Below are 22,126 nucleotides of genomic sequence, written 5' to 3'. Positions count from 1 at the left end.
TCGCTGCGCCCCCGCCACGTACTACGTGATCCGCATCACGCCGGCCACTCAGAACCCGGTATTGAACTCCAGCTGGAACACGTCGATCGACAGCGGTGCACCGGACACTTCCTTGGCCGCCATCCACTTGCCACTGATCCAGCTGCGCGCATCCAGCGCATAGGCACCGCCGACGTAGTAGCCGCGGGCGTTGGTGCCGCCGAGGTGGAAGTTCGGGTCGTTGTAGGCATCGGGCAGCGCGTCGGCCTCGATGTGCTTGTAGCCCAGCAGCGCCTGCCACTGGCCCTTCTCCTTCAGCTCGGTGGCACCGAAGGTGGCCTGCACCATCCACGCGGTGTCGCCGCTGCGGAAGGTATCGATGCTGGCGGTGCCACCGGCGCCGTAGTTGTTGACGATGCCGTTGTTGGCACGATTGAACATGGCCTGCTTGTCGTAGGCCAGGTTGCGGATGTAGTCGCCATCCAGGCGCAGGCCGACGCCCTGGGCCAGCTGCGTATCCCAGCGCAGGTTCAGCGTGGCCAGGCGGAACGCCGAGGCCAGGCCGACATACTGCGGGGTGGGCGTGTTGGCCGGGTCCAGCGGATTGCGCGCGATGTCGCGGATCAGCATCAGCGTGTTGCCCTTCTGCATGAACGCCGGGCGCGACCAGTCGGTGTCGCAGCCCACCGCACCCGCATACAGTGCGCACGGCGAGGACAGGCGGCCGCTGATGTTCTTGAAGTCGTAGTAACCCAGCGCCGCGCGCAGCGCGTTGTCGTCGTTGAAGCGCCAGTTCACGCCCACCTGCGCACCGGACAGCCACTTGTTCTCGTTCGGGGTCTTGACCCGGCTCTGGCTGGGCGAACTGTCGGAGGTGTATTCCAGCGGCACCACCGCGAGGTTACCGAACAGGTCGAGGTCGCCACCGTCGAAGTCATAATTGAGGTTGGCGGCCAGGCCATCGAAGTTGAGGTCGTTGGAGAACAGCGTGTCGCTGGTCCAGAACGGATTGCCGAAGCGGCCGCCACGCACCGTCACCCAGTCTGCCGGGCTGTAGGCCAGCCAGGCCTGGTCCAGCCACACGTCCTTCTTGCTCAGGCCGCCACCCAGCTGCTCGGTGGTCGACACCGGGCCATTGCTGCTGCCGCTGGCCAGGCGCACGCCGGCCGTGGTGTGCTGCCCGATCATCGCCTCGATGCCGAGGCGGGCGCGGATGCGCCACAGGTTGCGGCGGTCCTGGCGGGTGTTCAGCAGCGGCGGCAGCTGCAGGTTGGTGTTGGTGTTGGTGTCGAAACCGTTGCCGGAATTGATCGACGACCAGTTGCTCACGATGTCGCTGTTGCGTTCGGAGAAGAAGCGCGACTCGCTGCGCACGCGCATGTCACCGGTAACTTTGATGCGCTTGGTCCACTCGGCCACTTCGTTCGGTGCCGCCCAGCCTTCGGACTTGGCCTGCGCCATCACGTCCTGGCGCACTTCGTCACGGATACCGTCGCGCACGCTCTGCGGCACGTACGGCACGCGCACGTCACCAGCCTCCAGGGCCACGCCACCGCTGGCGGCGGCGCTGCCCGTGGCTGCAGTGCGCTGTGCGGCCGCTGCTTCGGCCTCGGCTTGTACCAGCAGCGCCTGCCCGTCTTCGGGTTTCAGTGCGCCGCTGGCGATCAGGCCCTTGATCAGCTTGACCATGGTGGTTTCGGCGGCCATCGCACCGGCCGGGGCGGCCAGGCTGAGCAGCACGGCGCAGCACAGCAGCGCCCGTCGGGCCGGCCGCGGGCGGCGGGAGTCGGTTCGTGCGCGGACGTGGTCGTTCATCACGGTTCTCATCGAAAGAAGGGAAATCACGGAGGTCGGGAATCAGGCCCCGGGCCGGCGGCCCTGGATCAGGACGCGGGCGGGGAAATCAAGCGACGGCGGCGGTGCCTGGTCGACCTTGCCGATGCGACGCAGGGCATCGAGCACGGCCGCGTCGGCCTCCTCGTTGCCACTGCCGCGTACCAGCTCGACCTTCTCCAGACGGCCATCGCTGGCCAGCCATACGTTCACCTGCAGCTGGAATGCCAGGCGCTTGACCTTGTCGTCGCGCGAGATCGCCTGCTGCATCAGGTAGCCCAGGTAGCGACCGTAGGTGGCGTTGCCAGCACCACCACGGCCGACGCCGGATGAACCGCCGCCACTGCCGGACTGGATGCCGAAGTTGTCTCCGCCGGCCTGCGCATCGGCATTCATCGTCACCGGATCGCTGTTATCCGGTGTCGGCGTCGGCTCTTCGGCCGGCGTCGGCTGATCCAGCGGCTCCGGTTCGGGCAGCGTCTCTTCCGGCGGCGTCTCCGGCTCCGGTGGTTTTTCCGGGGGCGGCGGGGGCGGCGGCGGAGGGGGTGGCAGCGCCAGCATCGGCGGCTGCACCACCGGCCGGCGGGTGCTGGCGGTGTCCTTGAACAGCAGCCACCACAGTGCGACGCCGAGCACCAGCAACGCGACCAGCACCAGCGCGACGGTCACCAGCAACGCGCGACCGCGCATGCCGGGCTCCGGTCGAGGGGGTTGATGGGCCGTCATGCCTCAGCCCTGCGCCTTGCCGGTGACCAGGCCCACCTGGGCCAGCTCCAGGCGCCGCAGCAGGTCCAGCACCTCGACCACGCGGGCATACTGCACCTGCGCGTCACCGCGCACGATCACCGGGAAATCCGGCGTGGTCGCGCGTTCGGTACGCAGCCGGTCTTCCAGCTCGGCCATCGTCACCGGGTAGGCATCCAGGAACACCTGGCCACTGGGGTCGATGGTGATCGCCTTGGTCTTCGGCTTCTCCAGCGCGACACTGTTGCTGGCCTTCGGCAGGTTGACCTCGATGCCGGGAATGGAGGCGTTGCTGGTCAGGATGAAGATCACCAGCACCACCAGCAGCACGTCGACGAAGGGCGTCACGTTGATGCCCTTCTCGCGCTTCTTGATGCCGAACTTCGCCTTCTGGCCCATGGCGCGCCCCTCAGCCCTGGACCGCGGCCGGGCCGCGCCCGTCCTGCTCTTCGGCCAGGCGCGCGGCGAACTCGTCGATGAACACCGCCATGTCCGCACCGATCGCTTCGGCACGCGCACCCAGGTAGTTGTAGCCGAACAGTGCCGGGATCGCGACGCCGAGGCCGGCAGCCGTACACAGCAGCGCCGCGGCCATGCCTGGCGCCACCGAGTTGATGTCCACCGCGCCGGCCATCGCCGCCACCACGAACACCAGCATGATGCCGATCACGGTGCCGAACAGGCCCACATACGGCGCACCTTCGATGGTGGTCGACAGCCAGTTCATGCGTCGCGCCATCGCTTCCTGCTCGCGCACCATCACCGCATCCATCGAGGCGCGGATCGCGGCGATGGTGGCGCCACTCAGGTAGCCACTGTTGCCGTCGCGCTGGTGGCGCTGCTGCATTTCATCGATGGCCACCTGGTAGATGCGCCACAACGACCCATCGTGCATGGCGGTCGGTGCCTTGCCCTGGCGATCCATGTCCGACAGGGTGCGCAGCGGCACGCCGGACAGCTTGCCGAAGCTCTCGGTGAATACCGCATTGGCCTTGCTGGTGCGGCCGAAGTGGCGGCTCTTGGCGATCATGATCGCCCACGACAGCAGCATCATCAGGCCGAGGATGGCGACCACCACCCAGGCATCGAACGGCATCGCCTTGAGGATGAAGGCGAAGTGGCTCTGGCCAGCCGACTGCTCGTCGGCACCGTAGCTGATCAGGCGCGAATCGGCGCCCTGCGCGGTGGCATCCGCCAGCAGCAGCGCCGCCGGGCGTGCCACCCGCGAGACGCGCAGCTCATCCAGCGCACCTTCGAAGTTGGCCAGCGGCTGCGCCGCACCCGGGGCATCGGCGCCGACCACCGGCGCCGTGCTCAGCGCCGGCAGCTCGCCACTCAGCCGGGCCACCACACGGCCGTTGAGGTACAACTGCAACGCGCCCTTCTCCGCCGTCAGCGCGACGTGCGCCCACTGCCCTTCCGGAATCGGCTGCGCAGGCGTACTGCGCTGGCCGTTGAGCTGCACGAACGGAACCCGGTTTTCGATACCCAGCACCAGCTCGGACGTGCCATCACGACGGGCGTAGATCGCCTGCGCGGCAGTGTTGCCGCCCGGCTTGATCCAGGCCGAAACGGTGAGCGGCGCACCCGCTTCCTGCGCCAGCGACGCGCTGGCGGGCAGTGGCAGCGGGCCCGCACCCAGCTGCACGCCACGACCGATCACCGCGCCCTCGGACGGCGGCACGACGGCACCGGCGTTGTTGCCGTAAGCGGTAGTGTCGCGCGCCGGCGCATTGGCCTCGGCAAAGTGGTAGACCAGCGTGTAATCCGGATCGAACACCTGCTGGCCGTTGCCGCTGGCCGGTGCCTTCTCATTGCCGTAGTACATCCAGATCGTCTGCGGCGCGGCGGCGCTGACTGCCGGCACGTCCACCCAGACCAAGGCCAGGCCCAGCTTGGGATCGAACTGTTCGATCTGATGGGCCAGCACGGTGCGGCCATCGCCCGACACGAAACGCAGGTCATTGCCCGCGTCCTGGGTACCGTCGAACCCGAAGTTGCCGGTATGCAGGCGCAGCAGCAGCGGCGTGCGGCCCGGGTCACCGGCCAGGCCCGCGCCCTGGGGGCCGGCGTCGACAGTGATCGGCTTGCGGTACTTCCATTCGGCCTGCCACCAATTGGCATCGGCCGCAGCAGCAGGCAACGCAACCAGCGCGGCCAGCAGCAGCAACACTCGGGAAAGCAAACGGTCCATGCGAAGGGTCTCCGGAGAACGCATGTTCAAGGGAAGGGTCAGTAACTGGTGCTGATGTTGAAATGCAGGCGCGGGTCGTCCTTGCGCGTGACCGGGCCATCGGCATAGGGCCAGGCGTAGTCCAGGCGCAGCTGCAGGTGCTCGCCCAGGCGCAGCTGCGCGCCCAGGCCGACCGAGGCCAGGTTGTACTTGTCACGCTGTTCGGGCAGTGGCTGGCGCAGGCGCAGGTAGGCGGCGTCTGCAAAGCTGTAGACGCGCAGATCAGTGCCGCTCCACAGCGACCACGCCGGGGTGCGCCATTCCAGGCTGGCCAGGCCGCCGTAGTCGCCGATCGCCTCGGCCGACAGATAGCCGCGCACGGTGTACATGCCACCGGCGGCGAACTGCTCGGCCGACACCAGCGGCGCGTCGGTCACCTGCAGCGAGCCACGCGCGTACCACTGCCAGTCGTTGCCGAAGGTATGGGTGTTGGCCACGTCGGCCTTGAAGGCCATGAAGCTCGGGTCGGCCCAATAGCGCTTCTGGCCGAAGGCGGTGGCGTCGCTGCCGTAGCCGAACAGGCGGCGGGTGCCGGCCACCAGCTGGGTATTGATGCTCAGCTGATCCTGTTCGCCCTGGCGCACGCCCACGAAGGCCAGCGTGATCGGCGCGTACTTCAACGGTGTCTTCAGGCTGTCCTTGCCCATCTGGGTGTCTTCCTCGGTGTCCTTGAAATCCACACCAAGGCTGAGCTGGCGCCACCACTGGCTGCTGCCGGCAAGGCGATAGTTGAGCTTGAGGCCGATCGAGTGACCGTTGCCGATCACGTTGGTACCGGTGCCGGTACCCACCTGCCCACCCGCGTTCAGCACGCGGCTGTCGGACTTGTAGCCGGACGCTTCCAGACTCCACGGCGTGCCTTCGAACGGCATCGTGTACGAGGCCGAGAACACCTTGGCCTGCTTCGTGTCTTCCGGCGCCAGGTACACGCCGATGTTGGCGCTGTGCCCACGCTTCCACAGGTTGTCGTAGGCCAGCGATGCACTCAGGCGCAGCTTCTCGGTGTCGGCGCTGTGGTCGTTGTTGAGCGCCGCACTGGCGCGCCACGGCGACTTCTCCTCGACCTGCAGGTCCACATCCATCGTGCCCGGCACCTGGCCTTCGCGCACCAGGGGCATCACCTGGCGACGTCCGCCTTCATTGAGCGCGGTCAGTTCCTTCTGCGCCTGGTCGAAATCAGGCACCCTGCCCTCGGCGAGCGCCGGCACGCGTTCGCGGATGCGTTCGGGCGACTCGTGGCGGGTGCCGACCACGCGCAGCTGGCCGATCGGCGTCTGCTGCACCTTCAGCAGCACCACGCCACCACTGACCTGCTGCTCGGGAAGCTCGACGTAGACCGACTGGTAGCCGGCCTGCTGGTAGAGCGCATGGACCGCATCGCGCGCCTTCTCGACATCGGCCAGGGTCTTGCCCGGGCCGAGGAACGGCTCCACCGCGCGTTCGATCTGGCGCGGATCGAGCACGGTGTTGCCGCGCACGATGTATTCATTGATGTTCACGCTGGGCGCAGGCGCCGCCTCCTGCGCGAACAATGGCAGCGGCATCGCGGCCAGGGCCAGCACCAGCGGATGCAGGCGCAGCGGAAGGCGGACGGCTCGGCACGGAACAGGAGTCATCGAAGGCATCGCGTCGTATCGAAGGGAGTGGCCAGGGAGCGGCGCGTGGGTCTACCAACAGGACGTGCACGTCGCGTCAAAACCGCCAACAGTTTTGTGACAGCACTGTCATCTTTTGACAGCGCCGGAACATTCGCGGGCGGAGACTGCCCTCGCCACACGTCTTCATTGCAGAGCGTCGGTTGTCGCAGGAGATTCGAGATGAGTGAGCCGTTGAAGGCGGGCGTTCGCCCTGCCCTCGCCCTTGCCTTGTTGCTGGCGTTGCCATCGGCCTGGGCCGACGAGGCGAAGAAGCAGGACGATGCCGCGCCGTGCATCGAAGTACAGGTCAACGGCGAGCGCATCCCCGCCTGGGAGTGCCTGCAACGCAAACTGGCCCCGGTGCCGAAATCGGCGAAGTCACCGGCGCTGCCTGAAGCCGAACGCCTGATGCGGCAGCCCGGCAACCAGCTGATGCAGTACAACCTGGAGGGCACGCGACAGCGCATGGGTGATGCCTTCGGGCAGTCGGTGGTGCCGCAGCGACCGGCGCGCTGAACCGGCGCAGCTGTAGAGCCTGGCCCGCGCTCAGCAGGTTTCTGTAGAGTCGAGCCATGCTCGACTGTTCTTCCAGACGCAGCCGGGCGTGGGCTCGGCGCTACGGAGCGCCACCCTGCGGAACGGCCGGCACGATGCCATCGCTCGGTACCGGCGGCAGCGCGGGCACCGGCAGGCTGCGCGATTGCCCCGCCTGGTTCAGTTCCACCGCGTTGGCGCTGATGCTGGCCAGCACCGTACAGGGCCCCAACCGCTGGCCCGGCGCGTAGGCTTCGGCAGGACGACCATCCACCGAAAGCAGCGCCAGCGGCGCGTGGTCGCCGGCCATCACGCCCAGCACGACCACCTCGGTCTGCACCGCACCAGGCGACAGCAGCCGCACCAGCGGCAGGCTGGCCACCGCATCGAACAGGGGGCGTGCAGGTGCCTCCGCGTGCGTTTCGCTGGCCGCCGCCGTGGGCGCCACCGCAGACAGGGTCACGCCCCAATAGGCCACCACGGCCAGCAGCAGGGTTGCCGCCAGTAGCGTCAGTATGCGATTGCGATCCCAGCGTCTGCCATCCATGTTCCGCACCATCGCCACGTTCGTGTCTGCCCACGCTAGCAGCTGCCGCTGACGTTTTTGTTTCATCATGCAGGCCTACGCTGGCAGGCATCGACCCGGACAGGAGGCAACGTCGATGCAGCACGTGCCGCGTGGTTTCACCCTGCTGGAACTGATGGTGGTGCTGGTGATCATCGGCATCTGCACGGCGGGCATCGGCCTGGGCCTGGGCAGCCTGCTCGACCCCGCGCGCCAGCTGCGGCAGGAAGGCGAGCGACTGGCGCAGCGCCTGCAGGTGGCGCGCGACGAGGCCCGCATCGATGGCCGCCCCCTGCGCTGGCAGGCCGACGCCGCCGGCTACCGGTTCAGCCGCCGCGAGGGTGCCCGTTGGGTCGATGTGCAGCGCGACGACCTGCTGCGCCCCCAGCCTTGGCAACCGGCGGGCATCGTGGTGCAGCCGGCCACGCCGATTGAACTGAGCCCGGAGTGGATCGGCGTGGCATGGGAACTGACGTTGTCGTTGCAGGGCCGCCAGCTGCGTCTTCGTGATGATGGCAGCGGACAGTTGCAGGTCGTGCAGTGAAGCGGAACATGCGCGGATTCACCCTGATCGAGGTGCTGATCGCACTGGCGATCGTTTCGATTGCGCTGGCTGCGGTGATGCGCTCGGTCGCGGTGGCCACCGACGATCAGTCGCGCCTGCGCGACCGTCGCCTGGCGCTGTTGTGCGCGCAGGACCGCTGGCAGGAGCTACGCCTGGCCGGGCAGCCGCCGCAGGATGCGCGACTACGCTGCGTGCAGGGGCGCAGCACGTTCCTGGTGCTGCAGCATCTCGGCACCGGCAGCGACAGCAAGCCGCAACTGGAACTGAGCGTGGTGGCCGAAGATGCACCGCGGCAGTCGCTGGCCCGGATGCAGCTGCCGTGGACCGCCACGCAATGAAGCGGATCGCGCGCGGCTTCACCCTTATCGAGGTGATGATCGCGATCACCATCATGGGCGTGCTGGCACTGATCTGCTGGCGTGCGCTGGACAGCGTGGCCAGCACCGACCAGCGCCTGCGCCGGGCCGATGCCGAGACCACGACGGCGCTGCGCGTGCTGCAACAGTTCCAGCGCGATATCGAAATGCGCGCGGACGATGCGCTGATGAATGGCGCAGTACGCCCGGCGGATCAGCCTCAGCGCCTGCTACCCCCTTCACTGGTGAGCGAGCGCCACCCGGATGGAAGCTTCGCGCTGGAGATCACCCGCAGCTTGGGCAGCGACGGGTTGCGCTGGCAACGTGTTCGCTGGTGGCGACAGGGAAGCACGCTGTGGCGGGCCAGTGGTGCGGCCACGGACCGCTATCCCCTGCCCGCACCGGAGCCGTCGAAGGGCATTGCGGTGGCCAGGGATGTGCAGCGATTCGAGGTGCGCGCCTGGCAGCCCGGAGCCGGTTGGGCGACGCTGCCAAGCGAGGGCGAGGTGCTGCCGGCCACCGGGCTGGAGCTGCGGTTTGGCCTGCGCGATGGGCATGGGCCGCTGAGCTACCGGCGGGTGCTGGAGTTGTAGGATTCGGTCGTGGTACCGCATCCACGCATGGCGTGGATCTACTGCAGAGCTGCTTCTACTGCCAAGGCTGCTCTGGTGGGTGCCGACCGTTGGTCGGCATTGAGGCTGGCCCAGCCATCCACGCATGGCGTGGATCTACTGCCGAGCTGCTTCTACTGCGGAGCCTGCTCTGGTGGGTGCCGACCGTTGGTCGGCACTGAGGCTGGCCCAGCCATCCACGCATGGCGTGGATCTACTGGAGAGCCTGCTCCAGGCATGGCGTGGATCCCCTGCCCTCCTGCCGCCGGGTGCTCTCCTGCACCCGGCGGCGCTGTATCGGTGGTCCTCACCGCTGATGGCCGCTCCCTGCCCTCCGTGCCGTCCTGGCTGGGGCCGCCACCGTTCCCTGGCGGCTGGCCCGATGCTGTCCGTTCTTCCTGGTCAGTCCCATCCACGCATGGCGTGGATCTACTGACGGCCGCGATCGTGCCGACCAGGGTCGGCACCTACCGGCGCTGCGTGCCCTCGTCGCGACTTGCCTGCGGGAACTGGAACGCGCTGTCGGCGTCGTAACCGCTGTTGGCGGTGGTGCCACGCGCCGGTGGGTTGATGCTGCTGGTGCCGCTGCCGAAGCCCAGGATCTGCACGCTGATCACCGACGGCTGGTTGCGCCGTGCCTCGTCCTGGCTCTTGCGCATCACATCCTGTGCCGCCTGGCTGGCGCTGTTGGCTGCCGCACTGGCCGAGGCCAGCGCATTGACATTCACCGATGCCAGCACCGGCAGGCCCTTGCTCTCGCCCTGTACCTGGATGTTGGCCGCGTTGAGCACCTGCAGCGCGGCCAGGTTGATGTTGCCGGAGACGCGGATACCGGCCTCGCCCGCGTCGATGGTGCCCAGCGGCGCGATCAGGTCGACGTCGCCCGGCGGTACTTCGGGAATTGGATTCAGCGTCGCAAAGCCGGCGCCGGTGGCCGGTGCCTGCGGCGACAGCAGCACATTGCCCCAGTTGTCGTAGATCCGTCGCGGCGGCGTATACAGCAGCGTGGTGCGAGAACCGCGACCGGCATTGATGTCGCCCTGCTCCGTCCAGGCCAGGATGTCACCACCGAAGGCCGTCATGACACGCGACAGGCCCAACAGCACGCTGTCCTGGCTGAACAGTCGGATGTCGCCCTGGCCCTGCGTGATGAGGCCAGAGCTGGCCGGCGGCACTTCACCGGCAACGCCCAGCACGATCTGCCCTCCCGGCGCCATCAGCTCGATGTTGCCACCCGCCTCGGTGCGCACGCCGGAGCCACCGTACATCACGATATCGCCGGTGCGCTGGATCGTCGCTCCCGTTGCATCCTTGTCCGGCATCAGCGTGGCAATGACCTCGCGTCCACGCAGATAGGAACCAACGCGCGGCCCAGTCCGATCGTTGTACTCGCGGCCACCCTCGCGCAGTTCTGCATTGTAGACCTGGCGCAGGAAGATGCGCTGCTGTTCCTGCGGCAAGCGGTCGAACGCAGCCAGGGCCTCGGCGCCATCGACGGCCAGGCCGAAGCGCTGCTGCAGCCACTGCTTCAGCTCCTTGTCGTAGATCTTCACCGCCTTGCCGGGCTGCGATGCCAGCGACTGCGCCGGATCGGCGAGGTTGGCCGGATCCAGGTAGCGGGCGCGCACGGCGTCGAACGCGATGGACTGGTTGCCGGCGGTCACTGCAATGCTGGCACCCGGCCGGGTGTCGCCCTGGATCAGGCCGCCACGGCTCACGATGCTGCCACTGTCTTCCTGGCGGAGCTGGCGGCCTGCGCTGACATCGACATTCCCTGGGCCGAACACGGTCACGTTGGTGTGCACGATGTCGCGACCCGCCTGTACAACCGTCATGTCCGTGCTGCCATTGTTCAGCGCCATCACTGCACTGCCGAGGATGTCCGTACCCGCGCGCAGCTGGACCGGCGCGGCCACGTCGTACCAGGTGGCAACCGTGCGCATCATCTCCGGGCTGGTGCCCAACGCCCATTCGCCGCCGGTACGCAGGCCGATGATGTCGCCACTGCCGGCGTAGAAGCGGTTCGGCTGCGTCCCACCGGATCGCGGCGTACTCAGCATCGGCCGGTTCGGACCAAAGGCGAACAGCGGGCTGGCGTCCGCGCTTCCTGCCTGGTACGGCACCACCGTGCCATCCTGCGACAGATTGGTCAGCCGCAGCGTACCGCCGGCGGTGAAGGCGCTGAACGCCGGATCAAACGGCGATGGCAGACGGGTGTCAGCACCAGAACTGCTGATCGCCGGCGCATCGCTGGTGGCCAGGATCGAGCGGCCGGCAAGCATCTGCAGGTTGCCGTTGGCACCCGGTGCCGTCAGCAGCACGCTCGACGCATCGGCGCGCGACAACTTGATGTCGCCGCTCGCAGCCACTACCTGCAGTCGCGAAGGATAGATCCAATAGGTGGCGCCGCTGACGGTCCGTTCCGCATTGCCATCGCCTATGGGTTCAATGGTCCGCTGCGCGATCGGCACCACATCGCCGCCGGCAGAGAACAGGTTGATGGCCGTCGACGGTGTCCAGAGCGAGAATCCGCCAACACCCAGCAGTCGCGTGCCGTCATCTGCGGTCACCACGTTCCCATTGAACAACCTCACCCGGCCGGCGTCGGCGGCGCCCGAGAGCACCACGTCGCCGCGTGCCCTCAGATCCGCGACCGAATCTCCCAGCACCAGCACCGGCCCACCCATGGCTGCACTGGTGGTCGAACGATAGGGGGCCATCGTGCGCAGGCCGTTGGCGATGGCCTGGTAGTCGTTCGGCCCCACGGCGCTGCCGCCGATCCGGGCTGCCTCGACGCTGAGATGGCCACGCAGATTCACCAGCGTGCCGTTGAGCTCGAGATTCTGCTGGTTCTGGGCCTGCGAGTAGGAAGTGGCAGCCAGCAGCGGATTCAGTGCACCGGCACTGCGCAGGCGCAGATCGCCGCCACCGGTCTGCACCAGGCGGCCATCGTCGACACGACCGGTCGAAGCTACTGCCGCATTGATCGCCGTCGAATAGCGTCCACCGCCGAGCACTCCCTGTGCATCACCCTTGGCCGCCGTGACGCCCGCGTTGCGTCCCGCTTCGATATCCACATTGCCACCACCCAGCGTGCCGATTCCGGTGAATCCAACCATGCGTGGCGTCGACGTCGCCGTCGTTCCCGTGATCGCATAGGTACCGAAGTTGACCCACCAGCTGCTCGCCACCGGTTCCACGCCGGCCACATTGCCGGTGCCCTGCCGCCACAACCACCCACCGACGGCACTGCTGGCGCTGTCCGCCTTGTCACGATCGGTACCTGCGGACGACTGGGTCGCCCAGGTTGCCCCGGTCACGTCGCGGCCGGCAATCACGCTCAGATTGCCACCGTGGTCGGGATACCACGCGCGGTAGGCGGCCAGCGCCGCATCATAGTCACCGGTGGCCTGCTGCAGGCCCAGCAGCGCGCTGCGCCCGTTCAGGGGACTGCGCTCGGACTGGAAGCGCTCGTCATGTCCGTTGCCCAACGATGCAGGCGTGCCTGCCGTGTACACACCGAAGACCGAACGCATCTGCACATCCCGCGCCGCCAGCAGCTGCAGATCGCCGGTGCCGGTACGCAACACACTCCACATCGGCGTGCCATGCCGTGGCGGGCCCATCGTAGTGACTTCGCGCGTCTCGCCCGGCATCAGACAGTAGCCATCGCTGAGCTGCCCGCAGATGGCTTCCTCGGTCATGCCGATCATCTCGCCGAACTCCCTGACGCTGGTTCCCGCGAGGGACGGATCGCCCGCCAGTTCCTCCGCGCCCAGTTCGGTGAAGATGTACGGCGAGGTGATGCAGCTTGCAGCCACGCTGCACAGTGCATCCTCGTCACGCCCCAGGTGCGCGGCCAGGTCCTTGATCGTCCGGCCCACCCAGGAGCCGTCAACCCCCAGGCGTTGCGCGCCGTCCGCGGTCAACAGCCGGTCGCGGATGAACTTCATCTGCTTGCTGGCATCGCGGATCGCACCATAGTGCGTGTCGGACAGGGTCAGGTCACCGCTTGCACCGAAGCGGCGCGCACGCGGGTCTGCGGCGTCCGTGTCGGCGCCGGCGACGAGCGACACGTCCCAGGAGCTGGTGCCTTCGGGCAGCATCTGCGCCAACGCCCAGTTGCGCCCCTGGCGTCCATCGCTGCCGGTCGGCCGCAGTTTGATCGGCGTGCCCCCTGGCAGTTTGACCGTGGCCATCGAGGGAATGAGTGCGCCGCGCGCCAACGGCGTGCGCGCGGCCAGGCGCAGCTCGATCGGCAACGGCACGCCGGCCGGCCAGGTGTGCGCGGCAACGTTGGCTTCCCCGCGAAGCTGGAAGCCCGCAGACAGCTTTGCTCCGGCCGGCACCGACAGCGCTTGCGCCAGCACGGTGCCTGCCGGATGCACCTGGCCATCAACGAGCGTGACCGCCGCCGGCAGCACAGTACCTGCGGGCAACACCAGGGGCCCGGTCAGCGTCATGTCGACCGGCAACGTCGTGCCCGCCGGCAACTTCACTGCCTGCACCTGGATGGCGTAGTTCAGCACCGCGCTGGCCGGGAACCGGGTGCCGATGTCCAGCACGACGCCATCGCCGGGAACCACCAGGTCAGCACCGAACGGGGTGACACCCAGGCCGAACACCGCGCCCTCGACCAGTTGCCAGCCCGCATCATCCGGGCTGGTCGGCGGCGGCGCAAAGCCGTCGTTGATGCTGCCGTAGACATTCAGGTCGCCCGCCGCACGCAGGCGCAGCGCACCAGCTTCACCGAATCCGCGGCGTGCTGGATCCAGGCGGTTGGATTGCGGCCCATAGCGGTAGCCGGACAGGTCAAGATCACCACTGACGGTCAGGTCGCCCTCGGGATTGGCGGCCGACGCCACGCCAATGACGTCCACGCCCGGACGCAGGCGCACGCTACCCAGGGCAGCCAGGCGCGCCGACAGATCAGTGTTGGCCAGCGCCGCGTTCATCCAGGCCGTACTGGCCGGATCCACCACGGTATCCAGCCAGGTCTGCGTGACCATCTGTGAGCGATGCCCGTTAACATCCGGCGTGGTCGCCAGCGGTGCATCCTCGTAACGACGTACCGCGGTGACGAACACGTCGCGTGCGCCCGCCACCTGCAACCCTGCATCGCTGCGGATCGCTGCATCCGATCCGCCACTGCGCGGCACGTTCAGCGCGAGCGTACCGCGCGCCCGTCCATCGTTCTGTCCCGGCACCGTGCCCACCGCGACGCCGGTGCCGCTGCGCAGGTCGATCCTGGCAGCAGGGCCGAGTGCCAGCGTCCCCGTGCGGCTTTCCAGCTCGACAATGGCACGGTTGGGGCTGTCGATGATGCCGCCGTAGCTGTCCACACGCAGCGCGGTGCCATGCGCATCCAGCGTGCCATCCACCTGCAGGCCGTCACGCGCCGCCAGGCGGATGCTGCCCACCTGCTCACCACTGGCGTCGATTCGCCCGCCAACCCGCAGTGCGCCACCATCGACACTGATATCGACCTTGCGTGCCTTCACCTCGTCGCCGATCAGAAGGTCGCCCTGCTTGAGCTGGAAGCTGCGTGCGCCGGTCACGCCGTCGCGGGTCAGGCGTTGGTTCAGACCGCTGAAATCCTGCAGTTGCTGCGCACGGACCACCAGTTCGCCGCTGTCGTAGGGCACCACGCTGCCGCCCATGTCCTGGCGGCCCGAGGCCTGGCCAAGTATCCGGCCAGCCAGGTCGACGCGCCCGTCGCCGGCACCGAGTGCGGTCACGGTCAGGCGGCCGGCACGATTGTTGCGGGCAGACAGATCGATGCGCGATGCCACGTCGGTCTGCACGCTGCCGTCGCCTGCGGTCAGCACCGCATCGCCGCCCCAACTGTAGTTGTCGACGTCAAACAGGCTGACCTTGCGCCCTGAAAGGTCCAGGTCGGCGCTGCTGCCCAGGCGCAATGAATGGTCGGCGCTGGCCGACAACCGGCCGGAAGCAAGCGCGAACCGCGTATCCAGCACGATGTTGCCGGCGCGCAGGTCGAGCTCGGCGCCCAGTGCGTCGGCGCTGCCACCGGCAGCGGTGCTGTGCGCGGCCAGTGTGCCTCCGGTCTTCATCGACAGCTTGGCACCGGCCTCACCGGTGACCAGCGGCGCCTGGATGTCCAGGTTGCCACCGCTGAAGGCCCAGCCCTTGCCCGCCTCGTAGTCGCCTTGGCGCTGGTAGACCGCCAGATCGCCGCTACCGGCAAACACCAGCTGGCGCGAGGCCTGCAGGCTCACTCCGGCAAAGCCCAGCACCTGGCGCCCGGCCAGGGCTTCCGACGAAGGACGCGAGCGCGGCGACGGCGCCAATCGCAGCGTATCGGTGATGATCTCCAGTTGCCCGCTGCCCAACCGGTTGGCGATCGCGGGCCCGACCGGCTGTGCCTTCGCATCACCCAGCACCGACGAAGCGCCCTGCTGCCCGGACCAGGTCAGTTCCGCAGCAAAGATGCGCGCGCGATCATTGCTGTCGCCATAACCGTGGATTGCCGGTGCGCCCAGCACCAGGCTGCGCAGGTTCGGCTTGCCCGTGGCCGCATCCCGTGTATCCAGATCCACACTGCCGAATACGTTGATCGCCTCGGCCGCATTCAGGCGCAGGGTCTCCAGCGCAGGCGCGCCGACGGCTGTATTGCCACGCAGCAGATCACGCAGGACCTGCTGGTTGAGCATCAGGCCCGGTGGCAGCGCCGATGCCCCTGCCGCGCGGGCGATGGCCTCGGCCGTACCCAGGTTGATGTTGCCCATGCCCAGCGCCAGCTCGCGTGTGCCGTACACGGCGCCCTCGCGCAGCTGCAGCTGCCCACTCGATGCAACATTGATGCTTCCCTCCGACACCAGCCGGGCCTGGCCGGCGCAGGTGACCCCCGGATCACAGGCGCCAATGTCGATGTCGACGCGGGTTCCGGTCGTTCCAGTCGCCGGTGCCAGTACTTCGGGGTGGTCATTGGAGACGGCCAACAGCCCGCCACCCACCTGGTAGACATAGCCCAGGCTTGAAGGCAGGCCGGCGGCGCCAAGGCCGATCGTATCGATTCCCGCCCCGGCCTCGATCACGATGCCGCGCCCACCGTCAACCGCACCAATCAGGACTTCCGGCGCGCGCAGTACGGCGCCGCTGCGCACCACCACGTCCTGGCCAACGCCCATGACATCAATGGTGGACGGCGCAACCGAACGTACCCGCGCGTTGATGACCAGTCGCGAAGGCTGCAGCGCATTGAGCGCGTCGGCTTCGATGGTCGCACCCTGCCGGTCTGCAGCAGCTTTGCCGCCCGCTGCCATGATCTCCAGCGCGCCGACCTGGCTGATGCGTGCAACCTCCACGCTGCCCCCCATGCCGCCACTGCCGGCGGCGGGCTGGAAGCGTGCCTCACCCTCGAAGCGCAGCGCAGAGGTTCCCTGACGGCCGGCACCTGCGCCGAGCTCAAGCCGCAGCATGCCCGCATCGACCGTCTGCCACCCGCGCGGCAGGCCCAGTCGCTGCGCGCTGGCGGCCACGAAGGCGTTGTAACTGGTTTCGTTGTATCCGGAGTGCCGTCGCACGGCCGCAGCCGGGGTCAGCAACAGGTCCGTCAGCAACGGTGACACCGCACCGCCCAGTGCATTGGTGCGATGGCCGGCGACCCGCCATGAGCCGGTCCCGGTGGCCAGCGCGGTTGTGGTGCCGGTCGCGCCACTGGCGCCCAGCTCGACCCGGAACGCGCCTGGCTGCAACGCAAAGCTGGCGGGCAGCAGCGTATAGGTACCCGCTGCCAGACCTGGTACACCCGTGGGCACCACGACCTGCTGGCCCACCGCCGGATCGGCCGAGCCATCGGACAGGCCCAGCGGGGCAGCGCTGCCTGCAAAGCCCGGCAGGATGGCGTAGACCTCATTGCCCGACTGGCTGAAGCCATAGCGCGGATTCGCATCGGCCAATGCATTCCGCAGGATGTCCACCGAACCGCCACGGCCACTGACAAAGGCCGCACCGGTCAGCTCCCCTCCTCCGGACATGTCCAGCACCGCACCCGGTGCCACCGCGGTCTCGCTGCTGACCAGGCGGATGCCGACCGGCAACGCGCCACCGCCTACATTCCTCGGCGCAACGGTTGCACCCTCCAGGCGCCATTGGATGCCATCCACCGTGCCACCGTAGGGCAGGCTCAGGCCGGCGCCGCTGGTCGAGGTCACGCTCCCCGGCAGCAACGAGACACGGGAGGCCAGGACGCTGTTGCTGTCGGTGCCACCCAGCACAATGCTGCCCATCGGTGCGCGCACCACGCCCGCCTGCTCGACGTTCGCTGCGGTGAGCATCAGGCTGCCCAGCGCCGACGGAGGCGTGATCGGTGCAGCGCCCCCCAGGCCATTGATGCGCAGCACGCCGGCCGCATCCTTCCAGCGCGGATCGGACGAGACGGCGACCGGATCCAAGCCGGCGCCGAGGCGACCGGACGCACCGGCCACCGGATAGATCTGTGCCGCGGTGACCTCCATGCGCCGCGCTGCAAGCAGCTCGGCATCGATCGCACCCGCACGGGGGTTGCCCTTCAGGAGCCGCACATCACCGCTGCTGTGCAGGGCCACGTCGTCAAACCCATCCAGCCGCACGGTGTCGCGCACATCGATCAGCTGCGCGTCGGCCTGCAGTCGGTGCTGCCGTGCCGATGCCAGTGGCACGTCGGCGCTGCCCACGGTGGTTTCGCCGGGTATCACGGCCCAACTCGGGCTGGACAGCTTCAGATAGGGCGCCTGCAGGGTGATGGTTCGGGCCGCTGCCGCACCCGGCATGATGCCGACGGAGCCTGCCAGGCGCAGGCTCTGGCCCATCCGCAGGTCGATGTCGCCTTCGCTGCGCACCGCAGTGAACAGCGACAGGTTGTCGAACCCACCGTCGCGGATCTGCTCCACCGACAACCTCGCATCGCCGTATGCGGGCGTCGCCGGGATGGGCTTCTCCTCCCGTTTCTGGCTGAGGGCGAGGAATCTGGGTGCCCGCACCAGAGCGCTTGCGTTGGGTGCGTAGACACCGCCGCCGAAGGCGATGCCCAGGGTGCCGCCGCGCGCACCTGCACCACCGGCCGCGGCTTGCAGGTTGCCCTGCAGGTAAAGCGCATTGGCCGAGCGCAGCACGATCTCGCCACCATCGCTGTCCACCTGCTGCGTGCCTTGGCCGTCGATATGCAACGCCGTTGAACTGCCGTCCGCACGCAACCGCGCGCCCCGCTCAACCACGATGAACGCATCCACCGGACGATCGCTGACGTCGCCGGCACCTTCCCAGTCCAGGGCACCCCCAATCTCGATGCTGCCGCCCTTGCGCACCAGCCCGCGCAGCCGCTGTGCTGAATCCTTCACGCTGAAGGCATCGCCACTGACATCCAGTTCCGCCCCCTCCGCGATGCGATAGGTGCGGCTGTTGGGCTGTCCGTCGAACAGATCGATGGCCGTGCGCACGTCATCCAGCCGGATCCGGCCGCCGGCCGCGTGCAGGCGCCCCTCCACGGCGATGTTGCCTGCACCCCGCAGTTCAATGGACTGTGCCGGATCAACCTGCACGCTTGCACCCTTGCCGATGCGCAGATCACCGCCACGGTTACCGAACTGCGAGCGCAGCAGGAGACCCGCACCGGAACGCTGGCTGATGCGGCCACTCACCGGATCGGCACTGTAAAGCGGGGCCAACCATGCCTGCACCGCGCCCTCGCGGGTAACGGCCTTCAGCGCGTCGCTGGCCAGGCGCAGGCCCGGCATGACCACCTCGATCTGCGCACCATCGGCCACTTCCAGACCCTGCTGTGCATTGATGTCGTACTGGCTGAAACCGCTGCCGAACAGCGCGCTGCGCAGCGTCAGCACGCCGGGCGCCTGGTCGTCACCACCAATGCGGATGTGCCCGCCATCCGTCAGCGACAGGCTGCCACTGCCTTGGCCCAGCGCGCTGATGCGTGCGTCCTCGGCCAACGTCAGCCGGCCAACTTCCCCTCCAGCGTTGTCCAGAGTGTTGGCCTGCAGGCTGACGCTGCCGCCCTTGCCGATGCGCGCCTTTCCAGCACTGTCGACACGGCCGCCGGCGTCAACACTCAGTTCGCTGCCACGCCCGACCACCACGTCATGGCTGTTCTCCAGCTGCAGGCGACCGCCATCGCTCCACGCCTGGCCCTGCGCCGCGCTGGGGTCCAGCAGCAGATTGCTCCAACGGCCGGCAAGGTCGATGCGTGCACCGTCGACGATCTCCACCCGTCCACGCCCAGCCTGAAGCAGCGGAGTGACAGGGTTGCCAGCCACGGCCAGCAGATTGCCGGCCCGCAGCTGACCACCGGCAATGCCGATATCACCGCCCAGGCGAACGTCGCTGGCGGTCAGCACCAGCTGCCCGCCATCCTGCAGGCGCAGCTTCCCATCGATGGCGATGCTGCCGGCGGTGGCCAGGTCCAGGCGCCACCATTGCTGTTCGCTCAGGCGGCCCGCGTCCAGCCACAGGGTGTTGCGCTGCTGAACCGGGATCGGTGCCTGCAGTGTCCAGTCAGCGACGGGCACCGCACCTTGAACGACGCGCACCTGGGTATCAAAGACCGCAGTGCGCCCCGCGTTGTCATAGCGCCCCAGCCACAGCTGTGCATTGCGTGCCACTGCCGTCTGTGCCTGCGCGTAGCCATCCTTGCCCTGGTCCGGTGCCTTGGCCTGTTGTGCGCCCTGGAACGCCTGGGTGTTGATGTCACCCTGCAGCACCACAGTCGGCGCGGAGACCACCAGCCGGCCGGCATCACGCCCGACGGTATAGCCGTTGTCGACCCGTTCGCCCGGCGCCACCAGCGGATTGCGGAAGGCCTCATTGACGCCCCAGCGCTGGTGATCGACCTCGAATCCCTTGTACAGGCCGGCGTACTGCATCTCCGCCGGCGCGTCGTCCAGGCGGTACAGCTGCCCATCGGTGCCGCGCAGCCAGCTCTGCTTGATCACGCCGGACTGCACATCCAGGCTGCCACCGGCCAGGTTGATCTTCGACCCACCATGGGTCACCACTTCGCTGCCGCCCAGCTGCACGGTGCCGCCCTGGGCCGCCCATTCGCCGATCGAGTGGCCCTGGTTGTCCAGGTAGCCGCCCACTTCCAGCAGGCCGCCACCGGCGTACCAGCGGTCAGCAGCATAGCCGCCGGTACCGGCCGCGACGTGCTGCAGTTCGCGACGATCGATCCAGACCTCGCTGCTGATCAGCGCGCCATTGTCGCGGTTGTCCGGCGAATCGCGCAGTTCGTTGCCCTGCACCTTCACCTGCACATTGTTGCTTTCCATCGCCACGCGCACACCCACCGCGCCGGAGACATCGACCTGCGCCGCGTTGCCCACGTAGCTGCGACGCGCCGCGTCGCTGACCACCTGGCCACCGGTCGCCAGGGTCAACGAGCCATCCTTGAAATTGATGTCGCCACCGGAGACGATCTCCACGCGCGACTGGTCACGACGGTCCTGCAGCCGCGACAGGTTGTCGAACGTGCCAGCACTGCTTGCCGCGCGCAGCACATCCTGCTCCGCCGAGGACTTGATCAACGCGTCACGCTGGCTGTCCAGCACCACGCTCTTGCCATCGTCCTCGATCAGCACTGCGGTGGTCGCGCCCGAGTTCAGCGTCACCTGGCCCTGGCGGTCACTGATCGCGTTGAGCAGATGGATGGTGCCGCGCTGGCCCAGCGTGGTGGTGGCGACGGCAACGCCGGCCTGCTCGACCCTGCGCCCGGCCAGGGTGATGTCGCCCTCGCGCGCCTGGATCAGGCCGCTGTTGCGCACGTCGCCAGCGCTGCTGCCCTGCACGAAGCGTGGTGCGATCTCATTGCCGGCCGTGGTCGACGCGGTGTTCTGCGCGGTGCCGACACCGCGACGGATCACGAAACTGTCGCCCGCCGCCAACTGTGCCTGGCCCTTGCGCGTCTCGATCTGCCCGGCATTCTCCACGCTGCTGCCGGCCAGCAGCACATAGCCGCCGCCGCGGGTGGCGCTTGATGGCTCGTGGGTGGCGATGCGTGCGCCCTGCTCCACCATCACCTTGCCGAAGGCTTCGGTCAGCGCGGCGGTGGTGCCGTCGGCACTGAACAGGCCGATGTCGCGGAACTGCCCATCGCTGATGCGTGCGGCAGCGGCGACAAGGTTACGGACGTTGACCTGGCTGTTGTTGCCGAACACCACACCATTACGGTTGGCCACGAACACCGTGCCATTGGCCTTCAGCTGGCCGAGGATCTGGCTGGGCCGGGCATTGGGGTCGTTGACCCTGTTCAACACCGCCCAATCCGGATTCTGCTGGAAGCTCAGCGTGGTGTTGCCACCGATGTTGAAGGTTTCCCAGTTCAGGATTGCCTTGTCCGCCGTCTGCTCCACGCTCACCTGGACCCGGCCATCGCTGCCCTGGGACTGGATCGCCTCGCGCGCATTCAACCAGCCGCGCGTCAGCGGGTTCTCATCGACTTTCAGGCCGTCCTTGCCCAGCCCGTCGGCCACGATGAAGCCGGCCTCCCGACGCGCCTGCCGGGCCTGTTCCTGCAGCCGCTGCTGCAGCGCGATGGCTTGCGCGGCGGTTCCGAGGTTGTCGATGGACTGTTGCAGCTTCTGGCGTGCGGCGTCCTGCTGCTGCGCTGGCAACTGGAACTGGATCGGCACCCCGTTGGGCATGCGCCCGCTCTGCGCCGCCGCGCCCTGGGCCGCACCGCGATCAGCGAACCAGCCCGGGCTGAACGCCTGCTGGGCCTGGCTGGCGGGGGCGATCACCGTACCCAGCGCGACCGCGACGGCCCACGCCATCGGGTGACTGCGGCGCAGCATGGACGGACGGGAAACGGTCGTGAGCGCGTGCGACATCTGAACCTCGTCAACCTGATTGGGCGGCCGCAGCCGCATCACTGTCTGATAGATGGGGCGATCGGTGCCCTGCCCCTGTTAGACGAGGCTGGAGGCGTGAAGCCGACATCAAGAAAGCGCTCGCCACAATGGAAGAAGGCGCCGGCAATCGCGCCGGCGCCTGTTCATCAGGTACTCGGCTGTTCAAGCCCGTCGGCACGCCCGCCACGGCGAACCGGGTGCGGATCGCGTCG

General features: G+C 68.1%; 11 protein-coding genes. 4 read left to right on the top strand and 7 right to left on the bottom strand.

Annotation, left to right across the window (positions count from 1 at the left end; all coding sequences use genetic code 11):
* Window positions 1-48: 48 nt before the first annotated feature.
* Genes ACXI0D_RS17585 through ACXI0D_RS17565 form a run of 5 tightly spaced genes read right to left on the bottom strand, consistent with a single transcriptional unit; the run spans window position 49 to window position 6,405 of the window.
* Window positions 49-1,794, bottom strand: a complete 1,746-nt coding sequence (locus ACXI0D_RS17585) for a putative porin (RefSeq protein WP_049444729.1) — start codon at window positions 1,792-1,794, stop codon at window positions 49-51.
* A gap of 42 nt (window positions 1,795-1,836) precedes the next feature.
* The gene (tolA, locus tag ACXI0D_RS17580; RefSeq protein WP_458220059.1) at window positions 1,837-2,502 is read right to left on the bottom strand and encodes a cell envelope integrity protein TolA; all 666 of its coding nucleotides are present in this window, start codon (window positions 2,500-2,502) and stop codon (window positions 1,837-1,839) included.
* A 39-nt stretch (window positions 2,503-2,541) separates the two neighbouring features.
* Window positions 2,542-2,955: an ExbD/TolR family protein gene (locus ACXI0D_RS17575; protein ID WP_005409874.1), complete on the bottom strand. Its 414-nt coding sequence runs from the start codon at window positions 2,953-2,955 to the stop codon at window positions 2,542-2,544.
* Between the two features lie 10 nt (window positions 2,956-2,965).
* The gene (locus ACXI0D_RS17570; protein WP_101765574.1) at window positions 2,966-4,750 is read right to left on the bottom strand and encodes a DUF2341 domain-containing protein; all 1,785 of its coding nucleotides are present in this window, start codon (window positions 4,748-4,750) and stop codon (window positions 2,966-2,968) included.
* 38 nt (window positions 4,751-4,788) lie between these two features.
* Window positions 4,789-6,405, bottom strand: a complete 1,617-nt coding sequence (locus tag ACXI0D_RS17565) for a ShlB/FhaC/HecB family hemolysin secretion/activation protein (protein WP_479642867.1) — start codon at window positions 6,403-6,405, stop codon at window positions 4,789-4,791.
* A 201-nt stretch (window positions 6,406-6,606) separates the two neighbouring features.
* Between ACXI0D_RS17565 and ACXI0D_RS17560 the strand changes: the two genes are divergently transcribed.
* The gene (locus ACXI0D_RS17560; protein WP_049444737.1) at window positions 6,607-6,942 is read left to right on the top strand and encodes a hypothetical protein; all 336 of its coding nucleotides are present in this window, start codon (window positions 6,607-6,609) and stop codon (window positions 6,940-6,942) included.
* A gap of 100 nt (window positions 6,943-7,042) precedes the next feature.
* On the opposite strand, the gene ACXI0D_RS17555 is transcribed toward ACXI0D_RS17560, so the two are convergent.
* Entirely contained in the window at window positions 7,043-7,519 is a 477-nt protein-coding gene (locus ACXI0D_RS17555; protein ID WP_458220060.1) for a hypothetical protein, read from the bottom strand.
* Between the two features lie 103 nt (window positions 7,520-7,622).
* Between ACXI0D_RS17555 and gspH the strand changes: the two genes are divergently transcribed.
* From gspH to ACXI0D_RS17540, 3 genes are read left to right on the top strand one after another with little or no spacing between them, the layout of a single operon-like run.
* Window positions 7,623-8,069 (top strand): type II secretion system minor pseudopilin GspH, encoded by a 447-nt coding sequence (gspH, locus tag ACXI0D_RS17550; protein WP_458220061.1) that lies wholly within the window; start codon window positions 7,623-7,625, stop codon window positions 8,067-8,069.
* A gap of 8 nt (window positions 8,070-8,077) precedes the next feature.
* A complete protein-coding gene (gene gspI, locus ACXI0D_RS17545) occupies window positions 8,078-8,428 on the top strand; it encodes a type II secretion system minor pseudopilin GspI (RefSeq protein WP_479642866.1) in 351 nt (116 codons plus the stop codon).
* Window positions 8,425-9,039 (top strand): prepilin-type N-terminal cleavage/methylation domain-containing protein, encoded by a 615-nt coding sequence (locus ACXI0D_RS17540; RefSeq protein ID WP_479642865.1) that lies wholly within the window; start codon window positions 8,425-8,427, stop codon window positions 9,037-9,039. Before gspI ends, ACXI0D_RS17540 begins: the two co-directional genes overlap by 4 nt.
* A 485-nt stretch (window positions 9,040-9,524) precedes the next feature.
* Here the strand turns inward: ACXI0D_RS17540 and ACXI0D_RS17535 are convergent, their stop codons facing one another.
* Entirely contained in the window at window positions 9,525-21,893 is a 12,369-nt protein-coding gene (locus ACXI0D_RS17535; protein ID WP_479642864.1) for a filamentous haemagglutinin family protein, read from the bottom strand.
* Window positions 21,894-22,126: the final 233 nt, after the last annotated feature.

It is taken from the genome of Stenotrophomonas sp. C9D9, from assembly GCF_056491205.1.
This window is presented reverse-complemented; position numbering and strand designations above follow the sequence as displayed.